Genomic DNA, 22,501 nt, shown 5'->3' with positions numbered 1-22,501 from the left:
TGGGAGGCTTTGAAGGCGTGACGCCAGTTGCGCTGGAGCCGTCCTTGAAATACCACCCTTGTATGTTTGATGTTCTAACGCAGGCCCATGAATCTGGGCCGCGGACAGTGCCTGGTGGGTAGTTTGACTGGGGCGGTCTCCTCCCAAAGAGTAACGGAGGAGCACGAAGGTTGGCTAATCCTGGTCGGACATCAGGAGGTTAGTGCAATGGCATAAGCCAGCTTAACTGCGAGACGGACAGGTCGAGCAGGTACGAAAGTAGGTCATAGTGATCCGGTGGTTCTGAATGGAAGGGCCATCGCTCAACGGATAAAAGGTACTCCGGGGATAACAGGCTGATACCGCCCAAGAGTTCATATCGACGGCGGTGTTTGGCACCTCGATGTCGGCTCATCACATCCTGGGGCTGAAGTCGGTCCCAAGGGTATGGCTGTTCGCCATTTAAAGTGGTACGCGAGCTGGGTTCAGAACGTCGTGAGACAGTTCGGTCCCTATCTGCCGTGGGCGTTGGATGATTGAAGGGAGTTGCTCCTAGTACGAGAGGACCGGAGTGAACGAACCTCTGGTGTTCGGGTTGTCACGCCAGTGGCACTGCCCGGTAGCTAAGTTCGGAATCGATAACCGCTGAAAGCATCTAAGCGGGAAGCGAGCCCTGAGATGAGTCATCCCTGACCCCTGAGGGTCCTAAAGGGCCGTTGGAGACCACAACGTTGATAGGCGGGGTGTGTAAGTGCAGCGATGCATTGAGCTAACCCGTACTAATTACCCGTGAGGCTTAACCATACAACACCCAAGAAGTGTTCTAAGGCTTGTAGCAAACCTAAGCGAACTACCAATTCAGTGATAGTGACAAGGCAAACTAGCCAAGTTGTTATTCACGTCAGCTTTCTAGATTAAGAATTTGCCTGGCGGCCATAGCGCCGTGGAACCACCTGATCCCATGCCGAACTCAGAAGTGAAACGCGGTAGCGCCGATGGTAGTGTGGCATTCGCCATGCGAGAGTAGGACACTGCCAGGCACCCAATTAAACGGTGATGTGAAGAATCACATCACTGGCTGCGAGGTTGACACCTCAAAAGAAGCAGCAGAAGATTTAGCGAAAGCTAACCGAATGCGGAGCGGTAGTTCAGTCGGTTAGAATACCGGCCTGTCACGCCGGGGGTCGCGGGTTCGAGTCCCGTCCGCTCCGCCACTAATTCGAAGGCCTTCCCGAATGGGAAGGCCTTTTTGCTATGGGCGGTTTTGTCCATAAGACCCACAGGTTTGCATACCAGAACGAACACAAAGCCCAGTCTCACGACTGGGTTTTGATGTTTTTAGTCTGCTGGTGAGTTGCCGACATCCCACCACGATGGCAATACCTTCCCCTGTTGGCGTTCTTGCTACTATTTCCACCTCTGTATCGCAGCACATCCCATCTTGGCCATATTGTTCCGCAGCGAGCTGATAGAGCTTGAGGATTAAATCAGGCCGTCTTGCAATGGTACGTCATCACTTCCTCTTGTTTGTGTAATCCCCTTGTTTGTTTATAGATTTATTCCATTAAAACAGTCTCTTATCAAGAATGAGCTGTTTTGCAGCAGGAATACCATACGAGGCGAACGATAATGATTATTATTTGAATTGTTGGGGGGGGAGTTACAATGCGGGCTGATTAATAAAGTGCTTTTCAAATGAGCCTTTTTTGATGCTGCACCTGGCCGGATGCCAAGGCGTTGTAACGAATGAAGTAAGGGAATACGCCACCTTCCTACTAAAAACGTTCAGGCTAAAACATGACAACAGTGAAACCGAACAAGCTTGCCTTGCTGGTCTGCTCCCTTCTTGCGACCCAGGCCCACGCAGCCAAACAAGAGGTGATGGTCGTCACCGCTTCCGGCTTCCAGCAGAAGATTGAAGACTCTGCTGCCTCCATCTCTGTGATTACCCGTGAGCAGCTGGAGAAGCGGGCCTATCGCGATGTGACCGATGCCCTGAAGGATGTTCCCGGTGTTGTGGTGACTGGCGGTGGCAGCAGCAGTGATATCAGCATTCGCGGTATGGGATCGAAATACACCCTGATGCTGGTTGATGGCAAAAAGGTGGATAGTCGTGGTACTCGCCCCAATAGCGATGAAGCTGGTATCGAGCAGGGCTGGCTGCCGCCACTGCAGGCGATCGAGCGCATTGAGGTCGTCCGTGGTCCCATGTCATCCCGTTATGGTTCAGATGCCATGGGTGGTGTGATTAACGTGATTACCCGCAAGACCACCGGTCTGGCCTGGCAGGGGTCGGTTCACGCAGATTCGACCTTCCAGGAGAACAAGGATGCCGGTAATAGCTTCCAGACCGATGCCTATACCGCAGGTTCATTGATCGATGGCGTGTTGGGGCTGCGCTTCAATGGCCAGCTGGCTCATCGTGGCGAAGACAAATTTACCCAGGGTTTTGCCGAGCAGGAGACTCGCAGTGGCACGGCGGTGCTTAGCTTCAAGCCTGATGACCATAACCGCTTCGATCTGGAAGCCAGTCGCAGTCTGCAGGATCGGGATCGCACAGCTGGCAATTCGCTGGCTGCCAAGGCGAAAGATAGCCTCTATCGCTACGAGCGTACCAACTATGCGCTGACCCATGATGGTCAGTATGATTTCGGCTCCTCCAGCAGCTATCTTCAGCAGGAGACCAACACCAACCCCGTTCGCAAGATAGAGCTTACCAACACCATCGCCGATACCCACACCCAGTTTATTCTGGGGGATCACTACCTGAGTGTCGGTGGTCAGTATCGTTATGAGGAGTTGCACGATCAGCGCAATGCCCTGACAGTGGCCAACCCTGCCGAGCAGCTGACCCGCTGGAGCTGGGCAATGTTTGTCGAGGATGAGTGGTCACTCACCGACAGCTTTGCCTTGACCGGTGGCGCTCGCATGGATCGGGACCAGAACTACGGCTCTCACTGGAGCCCACGACTCTATGGCGTCTGGCATCTGGATGATAGCTGGACCCTGAAAGGGGGCGTATCGACCGGCTACCGCTCCCCGGACTTGCGGATGTCGGCGGCCAACTGGGGTCAGGCCACCGGCGGTAGCAGTCAGGATGGCGTACTGGTCGGCAACCCGGCTCTCAAACCCGAGACCAGCGTGAGTGAAGAGATCGGCCTGCTATGGAACGGTCATCAGGGTTTCAACGCTGGGGTGACCCTGTTCAACACCGACTTCAAGAACAAGATCTCCGAAGTGCGTCGCTGTACCAGCAAGAGTGATCCCGCCTGTACCCTCAATGGTCACAGTTATGACTTCATCAGTGATCGGGTCAACGTCGATAAGGCGAACATGCGCGGGGTCGAGGGGATGATGGATTGGGCCATCAACGAGGATTGGTCGGTCAGCTCCAGCTACACCTTTACCCAGTCCGAGCAGAAGAGTGGTCCACTGGCGGGTCATGCCCTCAACCAGATGCCCCGCCACATGTTCAACGGCAGCGTAGAGTGGCAGACCACCGAGCAGCTGAGCCTCTGGTCACGGGTCAACTTCCGTGGCGAGACCTCCGAGTACCTGAGTCGTGTGAAGATGGCGGAGGGGACTCCTTCCTACACCTTCTTTGACATGGGCCTGGTCTACAAGGCCAACAAGCATCTCGATCTGACCGCAGGGGTCTACAACCTGTTCGACAAGACGGTGGATTACAGCAGCTATGGCACTGTGTTGGATGGTCGCCGCTACAACCTGGGCGTGACCTACAACTTCTGATAGGGAACCTGTCATGCGGCCGCCATCTTCCGATGGTGGCCGTTTTTATTGCGCGTCCGTCAGAGGGCTATCCCTGATAGGAGGCGGCTTGCCAGGTATTGCGCCCCCGTCCCTTGGCCTGATACATGAGGGCATCAGCCTGCCGTAGTAGTTGGTCGGCATCAGCCTCTCTCTCTGCGGCTACCCAGACTGCCCCGGTGCTGATGGAGAGGGTCACCTCGCCGCTGCGGGTGTGCAGGGTTTGCCGGTTGCTCTCCAGGCAGATCCGCTCGGCCCATTGCTCTGTCTCTGCCAGCGTGGCCAGCGGCAGCAGCAGGCAAAACTCCTCGCCGCCGATGCGGGCCAGCAGAGCCTCTTCGGGCAACAGGTTGGTCACAGTCGTGGCCAGCTTTTCCAGCAACAGATCCCCGATGCCATGACCAAAGCGGTCATTGGTCTCCTTGAAGTGATCCACATCGAACAGCAACAGGGCACAGGGCTCCCCGCTTGCCAGCCGCTGCTCCATGGCGGGCATGAATGCCCGTCGGTTGAGCAGGCCGGTCAGCGGGTCGGTACTGGCCTGCTTCTCCAGTCTGGCGTTGGCGCGGCTTAACTCGGTGGTACGGCTGGCAACGGCGCGGCGCAATTGCACTATGTAGGCCACCATGATCAATGCACCGGCCAGCAGTAGCCAGGGACCGAGATGGATGGGGTAGACGGTTTCGACATGCATCCATTTGCGGATGATCCGCTCCCGATCGCTCTCTTTGAGCTTGGCGAACCCCTCTTCCAGCCGGTTTAACAGGGCAAGGTCGCCCTTTCTCACTGCAAAGCGGATCTGGTCAGTATAGAGGTGGCGAACCGGAATAAAGCGGGTGGGATCGTCCGAGGTATAGATGTAGAAGTTGGCGACCTGCAGATCGGCGATAAAGGCCTTCACTTCACCCTTGAAGGCCGCAGCCAGCAGGGTGTCATTGTCGTCGAAGGTCTGCAGTTTGGTGCCGAGGAAGTAGCGTCTGGCGTAATACTCCTCGTAGCCACCGGCCACCACACCGACCGTTTCATGGAGCAGGTAGTAATGTACGTCGGTGCCGCGCAGTTCGCTCGAGAAGAAGAGTTGGGAGTCGAGCTGGGCGAGAGGTCGGCCATAGTCGAACAGTTTGTCCCGCTCCGGTGACCAGAGCAGTCCGGCGTGAACGTCCGCCTTCCCCTCATGGAGCAGGTCGAGGGAGCCTTGCCAGTCGACCAGCCTGAACTCGATCTTCTGGCCGGTCACCCGGGCATATTCACGCCACAAATCGATCAGCAGGCCATCCGGCTGGCCTGATTCATTGATATAGGAGAAGGGCTGCCAGGCTTTGGAGTTGGTAATGATGATCGGCTCTTCCGGGGCTTTGGCCCATGCAGGCAGGGCAAGGGCGAGCAGCAGGAGTCCCCACCCGATACTGACTATGACTCCTGTCCTGGAAGAGGCCATCCTTGCTCCAATCCGTTGCCGTATGCCGTCCCGTGGTCACCGATTATCACCGTCTTTCGGATCGAAGAACAAGCGCTCAAATGATGAAGTTTGCATGATGCAAACGGCGCCATGACAATGCTGGCGGATAGAGTAACTACTTACAGCGGCAGGCTGATCCGCGCCTCAAGTCCCCCCTGTGGCCGATTGAGCAGGGTCAGCTCGCCGCCGTGCTGATGGACCAGGGTGCGGGCGATGGAGAGGCCCAACCCGACACTGCCGGACTCGGTGTTGCGCGCTTCATCGAGCCGCACGAACGGCTTGAACACATCCTCCAGCCGCGCCGGATCGATCCCCGGCCCGTTATCGCAGACCCGGATCAACAGCTCCTCCTTGCGCCGCTCCAGCGACACTTCGGCGCTGCCGGCATATTTGATGGCGTTGCCGATCAGGTTCTGCAGCACCCGGCGCAGGGTGTTGGCACGGCAGGCGTAGACCTCTTTGCCCTCCGCCAGACAGGTGACCGGCTGGCCGGTATCGGCGTAGTCATCGCACAGGCTGACCAGCAGGCTGACCAGATCCAGCTCGCGGGTGGCCTCCTGCTGCCCCTCCTCGCGAGCAAAGCTGAGGGTCGCGGCCAGCATCTGCTCCATCTGTTGCAGGGTCTGCTGGATCCGCTCCTTGTCCTCGCCATCGGCCAGAAACTCGGTGCGCAGCCGCAGGCTGGTGATGGGGGTGCGCAGATCGTGGGAGATGGCCGCCAGCATCCGGGTTCTGTCCTGCACGAAGCGGTCGAGCCGGGTGTGCATCCGGTTGAAGGCCTGAATCGATTCGCGGATCTCGGTCGGCCCCTCCTCTTTCAAGGGCTCGATATCCTCGCCCCGTCCTAGCCGCTCCGCATTGCCTGCCAGCTGCTTGAGCGGGCGGGTGGCACGGCGAAACAGCAGCACCATCAGCCCGATCACCAGACTGGCGACCAGCATCAGGTTGAGGGTGGTCTGCCACGACCAGCTGCCCGCCTCCTTGTCGACCAGCGAACTGAACTGCAGCCAGCCCCCTTGCGGCAGTTCGATGGAGCCATAGAGCCGCATATCCCGCGGTGGGGGCGGTCCCTTGCGATCCCGCATCATGCGAGCATGATGTTCCCACGCCTTGCTGCGTTGGTTACCCTCTTTCAGCTCGGCACTGATCTCGACGGTGAGGCCGGGGGGGTAGTTGAGGCGCGAGCGCACCAGTTGCTCGAAGCGGGGGCTGCGGTTATCCGGTTGCAGCGGTTCGTCGGAGAGGCGCAGCAGCAGGGTCTCGCTGCGGCTCGCCTTGAGGATCTCGTCATAGAGGGACGGGGGGAGAGGGAGAGCAGCCTGACCACAGAGATGATCCGCTGCATGGCGTTGCGGCTGTTGACGAAGCCGAGCGCCTCCTCCCGATCCGTGCGGTAGATCTGGATGCTGAGCAGCTGGATCAGGATCAAGCCCGCCAGCGCCACCAGAATGATCTGGCCGGTTAGCCCCTTGGGCCACATCCGTGCCCACAGTCGTCGCAAGGTTCCCACTGCTTTAAACCGGTGTCACGTCGGCGGAGAACATATAGCCGCCACCCCAGATGGTCTTGATCAGCTCCGGATTCTTGGGGTCCCGCTCCAGCTTGCGGCGCAGGCGGCTCACCAGGGTATCGATGGCGCGATCGAAGGCTACCGCCTCGCGGCCACGGGCCAGATCCAGCAGTTGATCCCGGCTCAGCACTCGCTGCGGGCGTTCCAGAAACACCTTGAGCAGATCGAATTCGGCAGTGGAGAGGCTCAGGCCCACCCCATCCTCATCGACCAGCTCCCGGCGATTGACGTCGAGCAGCCAGCGATCGAAGCGCAGATCCCGGGTCAGGGTCTCGGCGGCGGGCTGGGTCTCTGCCTGGGTGCGGCGCATCACCGCCTTGATCCGCGCCAGCAGCTCGCGCGGATTGAAAGGCTTTGCCAGATAGTCGTCGGCCCCCATCTCCAATCCGATGATGCGGTCGGTCTCTTCCCCCATGGCAGTCAGCATGATGATGGGCAGGTTCGATTTGACCCGCAGCTCGCGGCAGAGGGTCAGGCCATCTTCACCCGGCATCATCAGATCCAGCACCAGCAGGTCGAACTCCCGCTCCTCCAGCAGCCGCTTCATCTCCTTGCCATCCCGGGCACAGCTGACTCGCAGGCCGTGCTGTTCCAGAAAGCGTTTCAACAGATCGCGGATCTCGCTGTGATCGTCGACCACCAGAATGTGGGTGTTGCCCTGGTTCATGAATACCTCCCCTGCTTGGCGTTGGCACGAGTATACGAAAATCCGCCCGGCGGTTTGTGTCAAAGTGTGCCAGATCCGCACGATGCCACACTCTGCTACAAAAAAGGGTGAGGCTGGCAAAGTTCAGACACCGATAGGGTGTTTACTTGAGGGCAAGGCAAGAGCGCCGAACCAGAATCATCCCTACAGGAGATAGACCATGAAAAAGCTGACCAAAACCCTGCTGACCGCCACCCTGATCCTTGGCCTGCCGCTGGGCGCCTATGCAGCCAGTGAAGCAGCCCCCACCGGCCAGCCAGGTGCCATGGTGGATTGCCCGATGGACGGTGGTGGCATGATGGGTGGCAAACACCACGGTGGTCGCCACGACAAGATGGCCCGCATGCAGAACATGACCCCGGAGCAGATCCAGGCCAACTTGCAGCAACGTTATGATCGCATCGAGGATCCGGCCAAGAAGGCGGAGTTCATCAAGAAGCTCAACGAGCGTGCCGCCGGCATGACCAAGCACGCCGAAGCAATGAAGCAGTTCGCCGAAGCGAACCAGTAACAACGCCAGCTGTTATCAACCCAAGGGTGGCCGAGGCCACCCTTTTTGTGATCGTATCGATCCATTTTCGCTCGAATCCTTATCTTACTGTCGCTTATGTGAGCGATGGCAAACGCGCCGTGAGCGAATTGCAAGATAATGCCCGCTCATATAACAAGCTGCAGTGAGCAGTGGCCGAAAACAGGAGAGGGTATGGGTTGGGATCTGGGGACAATCAAGGGGCGATATACCGCCGTTTTTCTGGGATTCATGGTGGCGGTCTGTGTGCTGACCGTAATCGGCATCCAGTTATGGGTCAAACCCGAGCTGCAACGGGCGGGTGAGCAGAATCTGGTGCTGCGGGTCAGCGAGATTGCGACCGACATTCGCGATCAGCTCAACGGGGTGCAGAGCCAGTCACGCAGTATCACTCAGCTGGTTGCCCAACTGCCGAGTGAGCAAATCGATGCTGTTCTCCCTGCTCTGATCGATCAATATGGCAATGCCATGGTGTTTGGTGGCGGCATCTGGCCGATGCCGGATCAGCGGGAAGCCGGTCGCATCAAGTTCAGTACCTTCTTTCATCGGGATGGTGCCAACAAGCTGATCCCCAACACCTACTGGAACTCGGCCGAGGCGCCCAACTATTTCGAGCAGCCCTGGCACAGAGCCGGGCAGCAGGCGGAGAAAGGCATGTGTGTCTGGGCGGCGGCTTACAAGGATGGTGCCAGCCAACAGCCGCGCACCAACTGTGCCATGGGGATCTATCGTGACGGTTCCCTTTACGGGGTGTCCACCATCGATGTGACGCTGGGTTTCTTCAATGATCTGGTCGCCAAAAAAGAGCAGGAGATCGGTGGTCAGGTGATGATCGTCGAGGCCGACGGCAAGATCCTCAGCAAGAATGGTCGTTTGAGCGGGGATGTGGTGCTGGGCAACCTCTCATCTCACGGGGACTATCCCTTTGCCAGCGCCATCGCTAGCCTGCTGGGGCCGGGTAATGGCGCCGCGTTGCAGCGCACTACCTTTCAGGATCTGGGTGAAGAGCAGACATTGCTGATGCAACCCATCGAAGGAACCCCCTGGCTGTTGGCGGCGGCGCTGCCGACCAGCACCCTGACCCACGACAGTCAGGAGGTGCTCAAGACGCTGGCAGCGATCCAGCTACCGCTAGTGGTGCTGCTGTTTGCGCTGATGTTGATGGCCATCAAGCAGCTGGGCAGTCGACTCGACACCCTCAAGCAAAACATCGATGCGCTCTCGGCCGGAGATGCTGATCTGACTGCCCGGATCCGGGTCAAGGGGCGCGATGAGCTGGACCATATCGCCCAATCGGTGAACCGCTTTATCGCCTATCTGCAGCAGATGATGTTGCAGGTGACCGAGACCACAGAGCTGATTACCCGTGAATTGGCCCAGCTTGACCAGCAGACGAGCCAGGCCAGACGTATTCTCGGTGAGCATGCTGCCGAGACCGATCAGATAGTGACAGCCCTGACCGAGCTCAGCTCCACTGCCGACAGTGTGGCGCACCACGCGAGCGATTCCGCCAGCTTTACCGAGTCTGCCAATGGTCAGGCGATTCAGTCCCGTCAGGTAGTGGGTCAGGCCTCTGCCAGTGTGGCGGCGCTGATCGATGAAGTGGATCTTGCTGCGACCAAGGTATTGGGGATGCAGGAAGATGCTCGTCAGATCAGCAGTGTACTCAGCGTGATCGGCGATATTGCTGCCCAGACCAACCTGTTGGCACTCAACGCGGCCATCGAGGCGGCGCGGGCCGGTGAGCAGGGCCGTGGTTTTGCCGTGGTTGCTGATGAGGTGCGCGCACTGGCGGCGAGAACCCAGAATAGCACTGCCGAGGTGGGGAGCATGCTCTCCCGGTTGACGCAGGGAGTGGCCGAAGCCGTGGTGGCCATGGAGCACACCAAGCAGAGCTGTCAGGCGGCGACCGAGAATACCGAGCAGGTGACCGGCGGGCTCGACAAGATGGCGGATGCCGTGGTGCAGATCAACGATCTGGGTACCCAGATTGCGACTGCGGCAGAGGAGCAGAGCCGGGTGACCGAAGAGATCAACCGCAACATGGTCACCATCCGCGACATGGTCAATCTGCTGGTGGATAACGGTCAGAATACCGAACAGAGTTCGGCCACCCTGCTGGAGTCAATCGCCAGCTGGTGGCGTTGGTGCATCGCTTCAAGGTGTAACAAACCGATCATAAAAGAGGGGGAGCCCGGTGCTCCCCCTCTTGCCATCTGTGCCGATGCGGGCGTGCAGCCACTCCACCGGACGAGCGAACTCAGCCCTGAGCCTTGTCGGTCAGGTCTACTTTCTTGACGGTATCACCTTCGAACTTGATAACGACGTTCTTCTTGGCTGCGTCGGTATCTTTCAGCAGGGTTTTGGTGGTTTCTGCCAGCAGCGGAGAGGCCTTCTTCAGGGCATCCAGATCATAAGTCCACACTTCCAGACCGGATTCGGTCTTGGTGGTGGCAGGAGTACCCAGCTTCTCTTTAATAGCCTGCTTGTTGGAGCCGCCTTCCTTGATATCCAGTGCCTTCTTGATGGCTTCGTTGGATGCGCTGTCCACTGCACCGGATACGGCGGTATTAGCTGCATCCTTGACGCTGCTGGTGACGCTGTCGGTCAGCGAGTCCATCAGGCCAGCATTGGCAAACAGGGGCAGGGTGGTGAGGGCTACCAGCAAACTCTTTTTCATTTTTTACAGATTCCATTGGTTCAAATGAGGCGGCTATGGAACCAATAAAAGAGCTGGGTGTCAAGTGAGGCAGCTATTGAGCTGTCTGTTAACTGTGTCTCATTTTTCACCAGCCGCAAATAGTTTTGGTATCTCCCGCACCAGCCAGCTTTTGGCTTTGCTCATGGTGTCTCGCCGCCAGGCCAGCACCACCTGCAGCTGATGGCGGTACTCGGGGCTGATCACCTTGAGCCGACCGGCCCGGATGTCCTCCTCAATCCAGCTCTGTGGCATGGTGCCGACCCCGATCCCTGCCAGCAGGGCATCCCGTTTCTCCGTCATGGTGCTGACAGTGAGGCGCGGCTGCTTGTCCAGCAGGCGGTAGGTGAGCACCGGTTTGCGAAGGGCGGTATCGGCGACCGCGATAGCGCGGTAGCGGCGCAGAGTCTCGTCAGCCAGAGGCTCCGGCTCCTGATGCAGCGGATGATCGGGATGGGCGACGTAGAGCATCACCTCGTCCTTGATCACCTGATGCTTGATGCCGGTCATCATGATGTCCGGGTTGATGGAGGAGATAAGCAGGTCGGCGCGGCCATCTTCCAGACACTCCCAGCTACCCGCCAGCACCTCGGCCCGCAGCCGCAGTCGGGTATCGGTCTGCTCGGCCAGTTTCTCCACCAAGGGGTAGAGGGCCTGCACCGGGACCAGCGCATCGACGGCGACTGTGATGTCGGTCTCCCAGCCACGGGCCAATGCCCGGGTCTCTCCCACCAGATGCTCGGCTGCCTCCAGCAGCACTCGGCCGCGCTCCAGCAGCATGCGCCCCGCCGGGGTGAACTTGGTGCGGTGGCCGCTGCGGTCAAACAGCATGGCATCCAGTTCATCCTCCAGCTTCTGCACCGTGTAGCTCAATGCCGAGGGCACCTTGCCCAGCTCGTCGGCCGCCGCCGCAAAGCTGCCGCGGCGGTCGATGGCATCCAGCACCCGGATTGCCTCCAGGGTCAGCGCCCGCTCCTTGTTCGATTCCTTGGCCATTCCTCACCTTCAATTTTTTTGAATATGTTTGCCAGTTTATCTCGCTAACAAGTTAGGTCATGTCACTTTAATATTCAATCAACGCTTAGGCAGGAACGTCGAGCGGCCAAATATGCGGGTAGTTCCGCACTGTGACACACCAAATCGGCATGTCTGATGTCGGTGAAAGAACAACACACTATTTGAATGATCTCTTGTATGGATGCATTGATTCTGGCCGAGCTGGCTGGCACGCGAACAAATTCGTATGCCGCTGCGTACTCAAGGCACAGTTACAGTCAGCCTGGCTGACCAGAGCAGCGAATACCGTATTCCGTTCGGCATCGGTAGCGGCAAACAGCGTTAATCAACCGTCCCGGTAGGTGAGGAGCAGACCATGATGCAATTGAGAGCCGCAGAAGCGCGGGGCAAGGCCAACTTTGGCTGGCTGGACGCGCGCCACAGTTTCTCCTTCGGTCACTACTATGACCCGGAGTGGATGGGGCACTCGGTACTGCGGGTGATCAATCAGGATCTGGTTGCGCCGGGTGGCGGATTCGCCACCCACCCTCACGCCAATATGGAGATCCTCACCTGCGTGCTGCAAGGCACCATAGAGCACAAGGACAGCCTCGGCCATGCCGAGCAGATCCCGGCAGGGGATTTCCAGCTGATGAGCGCAGGCAGCGGGATCCGCCACAGCGAGTACAACCCCTCGCAGACGGATCCTCTCTCCCTGTTGCAGATCTGGATCGAGCCGAACGAGTTCGGCACGCCACCCGGATATCAGCAGAAGAAGATCGAGTCCAGACCGGGCATGACGCTGGTGGCGTCACCGGATGGCGAGGCGGGATCGCTGCGGATCCGCCAACAGGCCCGCGTATGGCGGCTGGAACTGGCCCCGGGCGAGACGCTCGAATGGGCACTGGCTGGCCGACACGGTTACCTGCAGATGATTTCAGGGGAGTTGACCGCCAACGGTCTGGCTGCCCGACCCGGCGACGGGGTACTCAGTCGTGATGAATACCGGTGGGAGCTGGTTGCGACCAGTGCCAGCCAAGCTCTGTTATTTGACCTACCCTGAAGCAGTCAGCGGTGATGTGACACAAACGAGGAAGATGAAATGGACAAGATGAAAGATGTAGCGCTGCTGGCGGGTCGTGTACTGCTGGCGCTGATGTTCGTAATGGCGGGCTGGAGCAAGATCGGCGGGTATGCCGGTACCCAGGGCTATATGGAAGCGATGGGCGTGCCGGGCTTTATGTTGCCGCTGGTGATCCTACTTGAGCTGGGTGGTGGCCTTGCCGTCGTGCTGGGTCTCTTTACCCGCAGCCTCTCCGTGCTGCTGGCCGGTTTCACCCTGATGGCTGCCTTTATTTTCCATTATCAGCCTGCAGAACAGATGCAGATGCTGATGTTTATGAAGAACGTCTCCGTTGCCGGTGGTTTCCTGGCGCTGGCGGCGGCCGGAGCAGGGGCTTTCAGTCTGGATGCCCGTCTCGGCAAAAACTGGTAATGCCCTGAAGAGTCAAGTTTTCCAATGCTTTTTGGCCGGTGCAACTGCACCGGCTTTTTTCTGTCTGCGTTTTCCGGATAGGTGAGGCAGCGGCACAAATCTGCGGCGCCCCTCATGGTTCGGCGGTTTACCCGCCTGCTGGCCACAAGAGCCTTTTGCATCTTCCCCCTCGATCCCCGACAATTCTCACTCTTGTGAAGTGACGGAAATGGCTCGCCTTTTCCCTCGCCCCCTCTCATCCACAGGCGGGAATTGCTCATGTTTACCCTCTACCACTCCAATCAGCTGGATCTGCTCAAAGAACTGCTGGTGAGCCGCATCCGGCAGGCCCCTCTCTCTCACCCCTTCGATCGGGAGCAGATCCTGGTGCAGAGCCCGGGCATGGCCCAGTGGCTCAAGCTGGAGCTGGCCAAAGCGTTCGGCATCGCTGCCAATATCGACTTTCCGCTGCCCGCCAGCTTTATCTGGGAGATGTTCACCCGGGTGCTGGCGGATGTGCCGCGTCAGAGTCCCTACAACAAGGGTTCCATGAGCTGGCAGCTGATGACCATTCTGCCTGCCTTGCTGGAGCGCCCCGCCTTTGCCCCGCTCGCCGCCTATCTGGGCGGGGGAGATGAGGAGGATCCTGCCAAGGATCCCGAGCAAGTTCGGTTGTGGCAGCTCTGCCAGAAGGTAGCGGATCTCTTTGACCAGTATCTGGTCTACCGGCCGGACTGGATCGCCCGTTGGGAACAGGGGGAAGGATTGAGTCAGGAGCTGGCCGGGGTGAGCGGTCAGGACTGGCAGCCCGAACTGTGGCGCGAGCTGGTGGCCCGCACGTTGGCGCTCTCTCCAAGCGGCTACCACCGCGCCAACCTCTACGAGGAGTTTATCCACGAGCTGGCGCGTACCGCCGATCTGCCGGGCAAGCTGCCGCAGCGGGTCTTTGTGTTCGGCATTTCGGCGCTGCCGCCGCGCTATGTGGAGGCGCTGCTGGCCCTCGGTAGCCGGCCGGAGGTGGAGGTACACCTGTTCGTCACCAACCCCTGCCGCTACTACTGGGGGGATCTGCTGGATCGCAAGACCCTGGCTCGGCTGGAGAACAAGCTCAAACCCGGCACCGATATCGAGACGTTGCAAGGCCCCGCCAACCCGCTGCTCGCCTCCATGGGCAAGCTGGGGCGCGACTACCTGCATCAGCTGATGGAGCTGGAGGTGCCGCAAATCGAGGCCTTCGTCGATATCGACGAGGTGGATAGCAAAGGCAATGTCAGCCTGCTGCGCGCCATCCAGAAGGATGTGCTGGAGCTGGCAGAACGGGGCGCCGGTCAGTTCGATCTCGACAGCAGCCGTCACAAGAGCCCCATCGATCCGGCGGATGGATCACTGCAGATCCACGCCTGCCACGGCCCGATGCGCGAACTCGAGGTGCTGCACGACCGGCTGCTGGCGCTGTTCGAACAGGATCCCGCCCTCACCCCGAAAGATGTGGTGGTGATGATGCCGGATGTGAACAGCTACGGCCCCTACATTCAGGCGGTGTTTGGGGCGCGCGGCCAGATCCCCTTTGCGGTTTCGGATCGGGCGGCGAGTCAGGAGAGCCCGCTGCTGCAAAGCTTCCTCGCCCTGCTCAGGCTGCCCAACGCCCGCTTCGGGGCGGGGGAGCTGCTCGCCATTCTCGAGGTGCCCGCCGTGCTGCGCCGCTTCGAGCTGGATGACGACGAGTTCAACCAGCTGCGGGTCTGGGTGCAGGAGACCGGCATCCGCTGGGGGCTGGACGACAGCTACCCCGTCCGTTTCGATCTGCCGCCCATGTCCGGCAACAGCTGGCTGTTCGGCCTGCGCCGCATGCTGCTCGGCTTCGCCATGGGGGATGGCGAGCCGGTGGCGGGCATCCTGCCCTACGCCGATATCGAGGGGCAGCAGGGGCTGGCGCTCGGCAAGCTCGCCTGGTTTGTCGACTCGCTGGCCGAGTTTTTGCCCCGCCTGCAACAGGCGCAGCCGCTGGCCGAGTGGAATGCCTGCCTGCTGGCGCTGCTGGAGCGCTTCTATCTGGCCGACGAGGATGAAGAGCGTCAGCTTCAGCTTATTCGCAGTCAGCTGGCCGAGTGGCAGACCCGGCTTGGCGAGGCCCGTTTCGAGCAGCCCATCACCGCCGACCTGTTGCAGGATTACCTCGGCAGTGTGCTGGGGGAGTCCCGCTCCAGCCAGCGCTTCCTCGCCGGTCAGGTCAACTTCTGCACCCTGATGCCGATGCGCTCCATCCCCTTCAAGCAGGTCTGTCTGCTCGGCATGAACGACGGCGTCTACCCGCGCACCCTGGCTCCCATGGGGTTCGATCTGATGGCGGTGGCGTCGCGGCGCGGGGATCGCTCCCGTCGTGATGATGACCGCTACCTTTTCCTCGAGGCACTGCTGAGTGCCCAGCAGGGGCTCTATATCAGCTATCAGGGCTTCAGCGCGCAGGACAACAGCGACAAGGTGCCGTCGGTGCTGCTGGCGGAGCTGATCGACTATGTGCGGCAGGGCTTTGTGCTGGCGGGGGATGAGGATCTGGACGACGAAACCTCCGGCAAGCGGCTGCTCAACCACCTGATGGTGGCGCATCCGCTCACCCCCTACAGCCGCAACTACTTCTACCCGGAGCCGGGTTCGCGCCTCTTTACCTATGCCGCCGACTGGTTGCCCGCCCTCAATCCGGTGCGCGGCGCGGCCAACTTCCAGAGCGGCGAGCTGCCTTTACCTCCCGAATGGGGCAAGGAGCAGGGGCTGGAGCTGGCGGAGCTGCTGCGCTTCTATCGCCAGCCCACCAAATATTTCCTCAATCGCCGCCTCAAGGTGTGGTTTGAGCTGAACGAGGCCAACATCGAAGACAGCGAGCCGTTCGAGCTGGATGGCCTGCAACATTACCAGCTGAAAGATCTGCTGCTCGATGCCCATCTGGCAGAGGGGGATAGCCCAGAGCGGAGCCATAGCGTGAGCATACGGCGAGAGCGGTTGCAGCTCACCGGCCTGCTGCCGCAAGGGTGGTTCGGCAGCCTGTTGCTGGACGATCTGGATGCCGAGATGGGCAAGCTGGCGGAGCGGCTGCGGCCATGGGTTGCGGCCAATGAGTCAGAAAAGCAGGCGGTGGAGATCGATATCTCCCTGACTCAGGGCCAGCTGCAAGGGTGGATCGACACCCAGAAGGGGCGCTTGCTGGTGGTCAAACCCGGCAGCTTCAACGGCAAGGATCTGCTGCTGGGCTGGATCCAGCACCTCTGCCTCTCATTGAGCGGCGCCCCCGGCGACACCCTGCTGTTCGATGCCAAGCAGAGTCTGCGACTGCCCAAGCTCGCAGCCGACGAGGCGCGGCCCAAGCTGGCGGCGCTGGTGGCGTGCTGGGCGCAGGGGATGAAGCGGCCGCTGCCGTTTTTCCCCAACACCGCCTGGGATTGGCTCAAGACGATCGAGAAGGATCCCGACAAGCCGGAGGCGGCCGACAAGGCGGCACTCACCCGTTTCAACGGCGGCTGGATGATCAATGGGGAGGGGCAAGACGTTTACGTCGCCCGCTGCTTCCCCGAACTCGATGACGAGGTGCTGGGGCAGTTGCAGGCGCTGGCCCGCGAACACCTGACCCCGCTGCTCAAGACCCTGGAGGAGCTGAAATAATGGCTAACCCGCTCAATACCCTGCGTTTTCCCCTCCATGGTGAACGACTGATCGAAGCCTCCGCCGGTACCGGCAAGACCTATACCATCGCCGGTCTCTACCTGCGCCTGCTGCTGGGCCACGGCCCGCTCATCGAAGAGGGCGCCGATGCCGGTCAGCCGAGTGCCCACGAGCGGCCGCTCTCGGTGACCGAAATTCTGGTGGTGACCTTTACCGAAGCGGCCACTGCCGAGCTGCGCGGGCGGATCCGCGGGCGCATCCACGAGGCGCGGCTCGCCTTTATGCGCGGTGAGAGCAAGGACGCCCTGCTGAGCCAGCTGCTGGCCGAGGTGGAGGATCACGAATTGGCGGCCCGTCGCCTGCTGGCCGCCGAGCGGCAGATGGACGAGGCGGCGGTCTTTACCATCCACGGTTTCTGCCAGCGGATGCTGAAACAGAACGCCTTCGAATCGGGCGCCCTCTTCGAGACCGAATTTCTCACCGACGACAGCCAGCTCAGGCTGCAGGCGGTGAGCGACTACTGGCGATCCGAGTTCTATCCGGTGGATAAAACCCTCGCCAGTTCGGTGCGCGCGCTCTGGCCGAGCCCCGCCGCCCTGCTGCGGGAGATGGGCAGCTGGCTCGACAACAGCGAGCTGGAGATCCACCCCGCGCTGGGGGACGAGACCCTCGCCGCCCGCCATCAGGCGGCCATGAGTCGCATCGCGGCGGTGAAGAGCGAGTGGCTGGCGCAGACGGACGAGATCCGCCGCCAGACCGACGGCCAGATCAGCCGCTACACCGGCAAGAACTATGAAGGGTGGCTTGCCAAGATAGCCGACTGGGCGCAGGACGAAAGCAGTGGCTACGCCATTCCCAAGGAGCTGGAGCGCTTTGGCCAGACAGTGCTGGAGGAGAACCTCAAGAAGGGGGGCGCAGTGCCGACCCTGCCACTGTTCAGCCAGATCGATGAACTGCTGGCGAGCCGCCCCGGCATTCGGGATCTCATTCTGCAACGGGCGGCCAAAGTAGTGCGCAGCCGGATGCAGGCGAGCAAGCGGCAGGCCCATCAGCTCTCGTTCGATGACCTGCTGAAAGACCTCGACGGGGCGCTTGGCTCCAGCCTTGGCGAGCGGCTCTGCGAGCGCATTCGCGCCACTTATCGGGTAGCGATGATCGATGAATTTCAGGATACCGATCCCCAGCAGTACCGCATCTTCCATCGGCTTTACGGCGGCCACACAGACACGGCGCTGTTGATGATCGGTGACCCCAAGCAGGCCATCTACGGCTTTCGCGGCGCCGACATCTTTACCTACATTCAGGCGCGGCGAAATGTGAGCGCCCACTACACCCTCGGGCGCAACTGGCGCTCCAGCAGTGCGCTGGTGGGGGCGGTCAACGGCCTGTTCGAGCGGGCGAAAGATCCCTTTATCTACGAGGCGGATATCCCCTTCCTGCCGGTGGAGGCGCAGGGCAAGAGCAAGGCGCTGCTGCTCGATGGCGCCACCGCCCCTGTGCTCCACTGCTGGCAGCTGACCGGCCAGCCCACCTTCAATCGGGGGGATTACCAGAGCAAGATGGCCCGCGCCACCGCCGCCGAGATCCACCGCCTGCTGACGCTGGCCCGCGAGGGCAAGGCGCTGATCGGCGACAAGGCGGTGAAGGCAGGGGATATCGCCGTGCTGGTGCGCACCGGCGCCGAGGGCAAGCTGGTGCAGCAGGAGCTGGCGCGCCTCGCCATCGCCTCCGTCTATCTGTCGAACCGCGAGAGCGTGCTGGAGCAGACGGAGGCGCGGGAGATTTTGCTGATTTTGCACGCCTGTCAGAACCCGAGCGAAGAGCGCAGCCTGAGGGCGGCGCTGGCGACCGGGCTGTTTGATCTCGACGCCAAGGCGCTCGATGGGCTGGCCAGCGACGAGCGGGCGTGGGAGAGCGCGGTGCAGGAGTTTATGGAGTACCGCAAGATCTGGCACCGCCGCGGCGTGCTGGCCATGCTGCGGGCCCTGCTGCACCGGCGCAATCTCGCCTCTTCGCTTTTGGCGAGCCCCTATGGCGAGCGGCGGCTGACCAACTTCCTCCATCTCGGCGAGTTGCTGCAACAGGTGAGCAGCGAGCTGGACGGGGAGTACGCCCTGCTGCGCTGGCTGGGGGAGGCGGTGAGTCGCCCCAACGGCCAGGATGCTGAGCAGGTACTGCGGCTCGAATCCGAGCGCAAATTGGTGCAGATAGTCACCATCCACAAATCCAAGGGGCTGGAGTACCCGCTGGTGTTTCTGCCCTTTATCTGTAGCCACAGAACCGCCGAGACCCCGCTCTATCACGAAGCGGATGAGGCGGGCAATCGCACCATTCTCGATCTCACCGGCGCCGACTCGTCGCTCGCCGAAGCGGACAGGGAGCGCCTTGCCGAAGATTTGCGGCTGCTCTATGTGGCGCTGACCCGGGGCGTTTACGCCACCTGGCTGGGGCTGGCGCCGGTGCGGGCGGGGGCGGGCAAGTCGGAGAAGACCGACCTGCACCACACCGCCATCGGCTACCTGCTGCAAAAGGGCGAGGAGGGGGATGCGCAGACGCTGGCGACCGCGCTGACCGAGCTGGCACAGGCGCTGCCCGGGGTGGCTGTCGGTGAGCCCTCGCTCACCCGTCCGGCCCCGCTGCCGCCAGAGGAGGAGCAGCTGGGCGAGCCTCAGGTGCGCCACTTTAGCGGTTCCCTTGAGCGGGACTGGTGGATCAGCTCCTACTCCGGGCTGGCGGCGCAGGGTCACGGCCACAGCAAGGGCGTACTCGCCAATCCCGGCTTCGATGACGAGGTCGTCACCGAGGCGGCTGCGCTGGCTTCCGAGCAACCGGAAGAGGCGCCCAAGCCCTCCATCTTTACCTTCCCGAAGGGGGCGCGCCCCGGCACCTTACTGCACAGCCTGTTCGAGACCATCGACTTTCAAAGCGCCGCGGGCGAGCCGCTGGCAGAGCATATCGCGAGTCTGTTGCTGCAAGACGGCTTCGACGAGAGTTGGGCTCCCGTGCTGCAACAGCAGGTGGAGGCGGTGCTGGATACCCCGCTGGAAACGGGCTTTGGCGAGCCGGTGCGGCTGCGGGATCTGGCCCCCGAGCGCAAACAGGTGGAGCTGGAGTTCTTCCTGCCCATGGGGCGGGTGACGGCACCGGCGCTGACCGCCCTCTGCCAGCAGCACGACCCGCTGTCGCGGGGCAACAAGCCACTCAGCTTTGCCACCGTGCAGGGGATGCTCAAGGGCTTTATCGATCTGGTGTTCGAGTGGCAGGGGCGCTGGTATCTGCTCGACTACAAATCGAACCATCTCGGCATGAGCCCCGCCGATTACAGCCGTCCGGCGCTGGAGCGGGCGATGACCGAGCACCGCTACGACCTGCAATACCAGCTCTACTCGCTGGCGCTGCACCGGCTGCTCACCCTGCGCCTGCCGGGCTACGACTTCGAGCAGCATTTTGGCGGCGTTTTCTATCTGTTCCTGCGCGGCATGCCGCAGGGGGGCATTTTCCATACCCGCCCGAGTCGTGAACTGGTGCTGGGGCTGGATGAGTTGTTTAGACACGGTGATCGCTCTGGCGGTGTTTCATCAGCAGAATTAAACGAGGTAGAGGCATGAGCGGCACCATGATCAGCACCGCAGCCAGCGCAATGATGGTTGAACGGTTGAAAACACTGGCGCTGGCTGGCCGTATCCGCCAGCTGGATCTGCAATTTGCCAGGCTGGTGGCCGATCTGGGCGGCAGCCCCGAGCTGGTGCTGGGGGCTGCGCTCACTTGCTTCGAGCTGGGGCGCGGCCATGTCTGCCTGCCGCTGGAGATGCTCATCGCCGGATCCCTGCGCCCGTTCGGTCTGGATCCCCAGCAGAGCCGGGATCTGCTGGGGGATCTGGCGGATCCTGCCCGCTGGCCCGCCCTGTTTGCGGCAAGCCCGCTCGTTGGCACCGAACAGGATGAGGGCAACGCCCCGCGCTGGCCGCTGCGGCTGTGGCACGGGCGGCTCTATCTCACCCGTTACCACGACTTTGAACTGGGGGTGGCCCGCCATCTGCGCGCTTTGAGTGAACGTGCTGAATGGCCGGAGATTGCCCCGGCCCTGTCGCGGCTGTTTGCCCGCGACTATGGGTTGGTGTTCGCGGCGCTGCTCAAGGCCCGCCTCGCCCCCGACTTCTCGGCCCGCCACTTTATCGAGAAGTATCTGGATCTGGTGTTCCCGAACGAGGTGGACTGGCCCGCCATCGAAGGGCTGCTGGCCAGCGCCCAGGCGGCGAGCGACCTTGGCAAGCTGGATGCGCTGGTGCCCGAGGCGCTCTGCTGCAACGGCCAGAAGCTGGCGGCGGCCACCGCAGCGGCACGCCCCTTTGCGGTGATCTCCGGCGGCCCCGGCACCGGCAAGACCACGACTGTGGCAAAACTGCTCGCCATTCTGGTGGAGACCGGCCTGCAAGCGGGCAAGGCGCCGGCGATCCGGCTGGTGGCCCCCACCGGCAAGGCGGCGGCGCGCCTCACCGAGAGTATCGGCTCTGCCCTGCAGGCTCTCGATCTGCCCCCCGAGTGGGTGGAAGCGATCCCCACCGAAGCGGGCACTCTGCACCGGCTGCTCGGGGTCATTCCGGGGCGCAGCCAGTTTCGTCACCATGCGGGCAACCCGCTGCACCTCGACTTGCTGGTGGTGGATGAGGCCTCCATGGTCGATTTGCCGATGATGGCGCGCCTGCTCGATGCGTTGCCAAGCCACGCCCGCCTGATCCTGCTCGGCGACAAGGATCAGCTCGCCTCGGTGGAGGCGGGGGCCGTGCTCGGCGATATCTGCAGCTTTATCGAACAGGGCATCAGCCCGGCGCAGGCGGATTGGCTTTCCCGCCAGACTGGCTACCGCCTGCAGGGCGCGCCCGCAGGGGCTCCGGTGCGCGACAGCCTCTGTTTGCTGGCCAAGAGCTGGCGCTTTGATCAGCACTCTGGCATCGGCCAGCTGGCGCGCGCCTGCAACAGCGGCGATGCCACGGCGGTGGAATCAGTCTGGGGTATGGGCTTTGCCGATATCAGCCTGCATCCCTGGGCGGGGGAGGCCTACGACGCTCTGATTGCCCAGGGGGTGGCCGGTTACGGTGCCTATCTGAAGGCGGCCCGCGCGGGGGAAGATCCCGCCGCCGTGTTCAAGGCATTCAACAGCTTCCAGATCCTCTGCGCCCTGCGCGATGGCCCGTTCGGCGTGCTGGGACTTAACGAGCGGCTCGAATTGGCCCTGTCACGGGCTGGCCTGATTGCCCGCGATGGCGACTGGTATGCCGGTCGCCCGGTGATGGTGGTGCGCAACGACCACGGGGTTGGCCTCTACAACGGTGATATGGGGCTCTGCCTGCCCGATGAAACCGGGCGACTCAAGGTCTGGTTCGAGCAGCCGGACGGCACCCTGCGCGCCCTGTTGCCCAGCCGCTTGCCGCCTCACGAGACCGTCTACGCCATGACCATCCACAAATCCCAGGGTTCGGAGTTTGCCCATACCGTACTGGTGCTGCCCGACAGCCCCAGCCCGCTGCTGACCCGCGAGCTGGTCTATACCGGTATCACCCGCGCCAAGGCCCGGCTCGATCTCTACGGCGATCGCGCCCTGCTGGCACAGGCGGTACGGAAAAAGACCGAGCGTTATTCAGGGTTGGCGGAGAGGTTGTTAGCTTGA

The 22,501-nt window shown here is 61.4% G+C and carries 12 protein-coding genes, 1 tRNA gene, 2 rRNA genes and 1 pseudogene (1 of these 16 running past the window's edge); 11 read left to right on the top strand and 5 right to left on the bottom strand.

Translation table 11 applies throughout. The annotated features are described in order from the left end of the window. The 4 genes from ACTG2S_RS00330 to ACTG2S_RS00315 form a co-directional block, all read left to right on the top strand. Positions 1–783 (top strand): 23S ribosomal RNA (locus tag ACTG2S_RS00330); it begins 2,106 nt to the left of the window's first position. Between the two features lie 121 nt (positions 784–904). After that, positions 905–1,019, top strand: a 5S ribosomal RNA gene (gene rrf, locus ACTG2S_RS00325). A 97-nt stretch (positions 1,020–1,116) separates the two neighbouring features. Beyond that, positions 1,117–1,193: transfer RNA gene (locus ACTG2S_RS00320), tRNA-Asp, on the top strand. 583 nt (positions 1,194–1,776) lie between these two features. Then, positions 1,777–3,729, top strand: a complete 1,953-nt coding sequence (locus ACTG2S_RS00315; RefSeq protein ID WP_274161853.1) for a ligand-gated channel protein — start codon at positions 1,777–1,779, stop codon at positions 3,727–3,729. A 67-nt stretch (positions 3,730–3,796) separates the two neighbouring features. On the opposite strand, the gene ACTG2S_RS00310 is transcribed toward ACTG2S_RS00315, so the two are convergent. The 3 genes and pseudogenes from ACTG2S_RS00310 to ACTG2S_RS00300 all read right to left on the bottom strand — a co-directional run bounded on the left by ACTG2S_RS00310 (position 3,797) and on the right by ACTG2S_RS00300 (position 7,443). Continuing rightward, positions 3,797–5,185 carry a transporter substrate-binding domain-containing diguanylate cyclase gene (locus tag ACTG2S_RS00310; protein WP_274161852.1) on the bottom strand — a complete coding sequence of 463 codons (1,389 nt, stop codon included), beginning with the start codon at positions 5,183–5,185 and terminating at the stop codon, positions 3,797–3,799. Positions 5,186–5,325: 140 nt separating this feature from the next. After that, positions 5,326–6,686 (bottom strand): annotated as a pseudogene (locus ACTG2S_RS00305) (ATP-binding protein). 34 nt (positions 6,687–6,720) lie between these two features. Continuing rightward, complete coding sequence (locus tag ACTG2S_RS00300; RefSeq protein WP_043826483.1) at positions 6,721–7,443, bottom strand: response regulator; 723 nt, start codon at positions 7,441–7,443, stop codon at positions 6,721–6,723. 199 nt (positions 7,444–7,642) lie between these two features. Between ACTG2S_RS00300 and ACTG2S_RS00295 the strand changes: the two genes are divergently transcribed. Both ACTG2S_RS00295 and ACTG2S_RS00290 read left to right on the top strand, forming a co-directional pair. Then, positions 7,643–7,993, top strand: coding sequence for a hypothetical protein (locus ACTG2S_RS00295; RefSeq protein WP_005355311.1), 351 nt, complete (start codon positions 7,643–7,645; stop codon positions 7,991–7,993). Positions 7,994–8,185: 192 nt separating this feature from the next. Next, positions 8,186–10,309 (top strand): methyl-accepting chemotaxis protein, encoded by a 2,124-nt coding sequence (locus ACTG2S_RS00290; protein WP_439981835.1) that lies wholly within the window; start codon positions 8,186–8,188, stop codon positions 10,307–10,309. On the opposite strand, the gene ACTG2S_RS00285 is transcribed toward ACTG2S_RS00290, so the two are convergent. Beyond that, the gene (locus ACTG2S_RS00285) at positions 10,272–10,691 is read right to left on the bottom strand and encodes a hypothetical protein (RefSeq protein WP_279498837.1); all 420 of its coding nucleotides are present in this window, start codon (positions 10,689–10,691) and stop codon (positions 10,272–10,274) included. The two genes, ACTG2S_RS00290 and ACTG2S_RS00285, sit on opposite strands and share 38 nt — an antisense overlap. Before the next feature lie 99 nt (positions 10,692–10,790). Further along, on the bottom strand, positions 10,791–11,705 hold the full coding sequence (locus ACTG2S_RS00280; RefSeq protein WP_279498836.1) for a LysR family transcriptional regulator: 915 nt from the start codon (positions 11,703–11,705) through the stop codon (positions 10,791–10,793). Positions 11,706–12,081: 376 nt separating this feature from the next. Here ACTG2S_RS00280 and ACTG2S_RS00275 point away from each other — a divergent pair, with 376 nt between their 5' ends. The 5 genes from ACTG2S_RS00275 (at position 12,082) to recD (ending at position 22,501) form a co-directional block, all read left to right on the top strand. Continuing rightward, complete coding sequence (locus tag ACTG2S_RS00275) at positions 12,082–12,768, top strand: pirin family protein (protein WP_005336514.1); 687 nt, start codon at positions 12,082–12,084, stop codon at positions 12,766–12,768. A gap of 39 nt (positions 12,769–12,807) precedes the next feature. Further along, positions 12,808–13,200, top strand: a complete 393-nt coding sequence (locus ACTG2S_RS00270; protein ID WP_005342720.1) for a DoxX family protein — start codon at positions 12,808–12,810, stop codon at positions 13,198–13,200. Positions 13,201–13,458: 258 nt separating this feature from the next. Further along, on the top strand, positions 13,459–16,833 hold the full coding sequence (gene recC / locus ACTG2S_RS00265; protein WP_439981833.1) for an exodeoxyribonuclease V subunit gamma: 3,375 nt from the start codon (positions 13,459–13,461) through the stop codon (positions 16,831–16,833). Then, positions 16,833–20,441, top strand: coding sequence for an exodeoxyribonuclease V subunit beta (gene recB / locus ACTG2S_RS00260; protein WP_439981832.1), 3,609 nt, complete (start codon positions 16,833–16,835; stop codon positions 20,439–20,441). The genes recC and recB overlap by 1 nt, the downstream gene beginning before the upstream one ends. Further along, positions 20,438–22,501 (top strand): exodeoxyribonuclease V subunit alpha, encoded by a 2,064-nt coding sequence (recD, locus tag ACTG2S_RS00255; protein WP_439981830.1) that lies wholly within the window; start codon positions 20,438–20,440, stop codon positions 22,499–22,501. The genes recB and recD overlap by 4 nt, the downstream gene beginning before the upstream one ends.

It is taken from the genome of Aeromonas sp. 82P (assembly GCF_051919365.1).
Lineage (GTDB): Bacteria > Pseudomonadota > Gammaproteobacteria > Enterobacterales > Aeromonadaceae > Aeromonas > Aeromonas veronii.
Note: the sequence above shows the minus strand (reverse complement) of the source record. Positions and strands in the feature narration are given on the sequence as shown.

Bases quoted from the DNA above. Each gene is read 5' to 3' on its own strand.
- ACTG2S_RS00315 (WP_274161853.1), top strand. From the start codon at position 1,777: ATGACAACAGTGAAACCGAACAAGCTTGCCTTGCTGGTCTGCTCCCTT.
- ACTG2S_RS00310 (WP_274161852.1), bottom strand. From the start codon at position 5,185: ATGGCCTCTTCCAGGACAGGAGTCATAGTCAGTATCGGGTGGGGACTC.
- ACTG2S_RS00300 (WP_043826483.1), bottom strand. From the start codon at position 7,443: ATGAACCAGGGCAACACCCACATTCTGGTGGTCGACGATCACAGCGAG.
- ACTG2S_RS00295 (WP_005355311.1), top strand. From the start codon at position 7,643: ATGAAAAAGCTGACCAAAACCCTGCTGACCGCCACCCTGATCCTTGGC.
- ACTG2S_RS00290 (WP_439981835.1), top strand. From the start codon at position 8,186: ATGGGTTGGGATCTGGGGACAATCAAGGGGCGATATACCGCCGTTTTT.
- ACTG2S_RS00285 (WP_279498837.1), bottom strand. From the start codon at position 10,691: ATGAAAAAGAGTTTGCTGGTAGCCCTCACCACCCTGCCCCTGTTTGCC.
- ACTG2S_RS00280 (WP_279498836.1), bottom strand. From the start codon at position 11,705: ATGGCCAAGGAATCGAACAAGGAGCGGGCGCTGACCCTGGAGGCAATC.
- ACTG2S_RS00275 (WP_005336514.1), top strand. From the start codon at position 12,082: ATGATGCAATTGAGAGCCGCAGAAGCGCGGGGCAAGGCCAACTTTGGC.
- ACTG2S_RS00270 (WP_005342720.1), top strand. From the start codon at position 12,808: ATGGACAAGATGAAAGATGTAGCGCTGCTGGCGGGTCGTGTACTGCTG.
- recC (WP_439981833.1), top strand. From the start codon at position 13,459: ATGTTTACCCTCTACCACTCCAATCAGCTGGATCTGCTCAAAGAACTG.
- recB (WP_439981832.1), top strand. From the start codon at position 16,833: ATGGCTAACCCGCTCAATACCCTGCGTTTTCCCCTCCATGGTGAACGA.
- recD (WP_439981830.1), top strand. From the start codon at position 20,438: ATGAGCGGCACCATGATCAGCACCGCAGCCAGCGCAATGATGGTTGAA.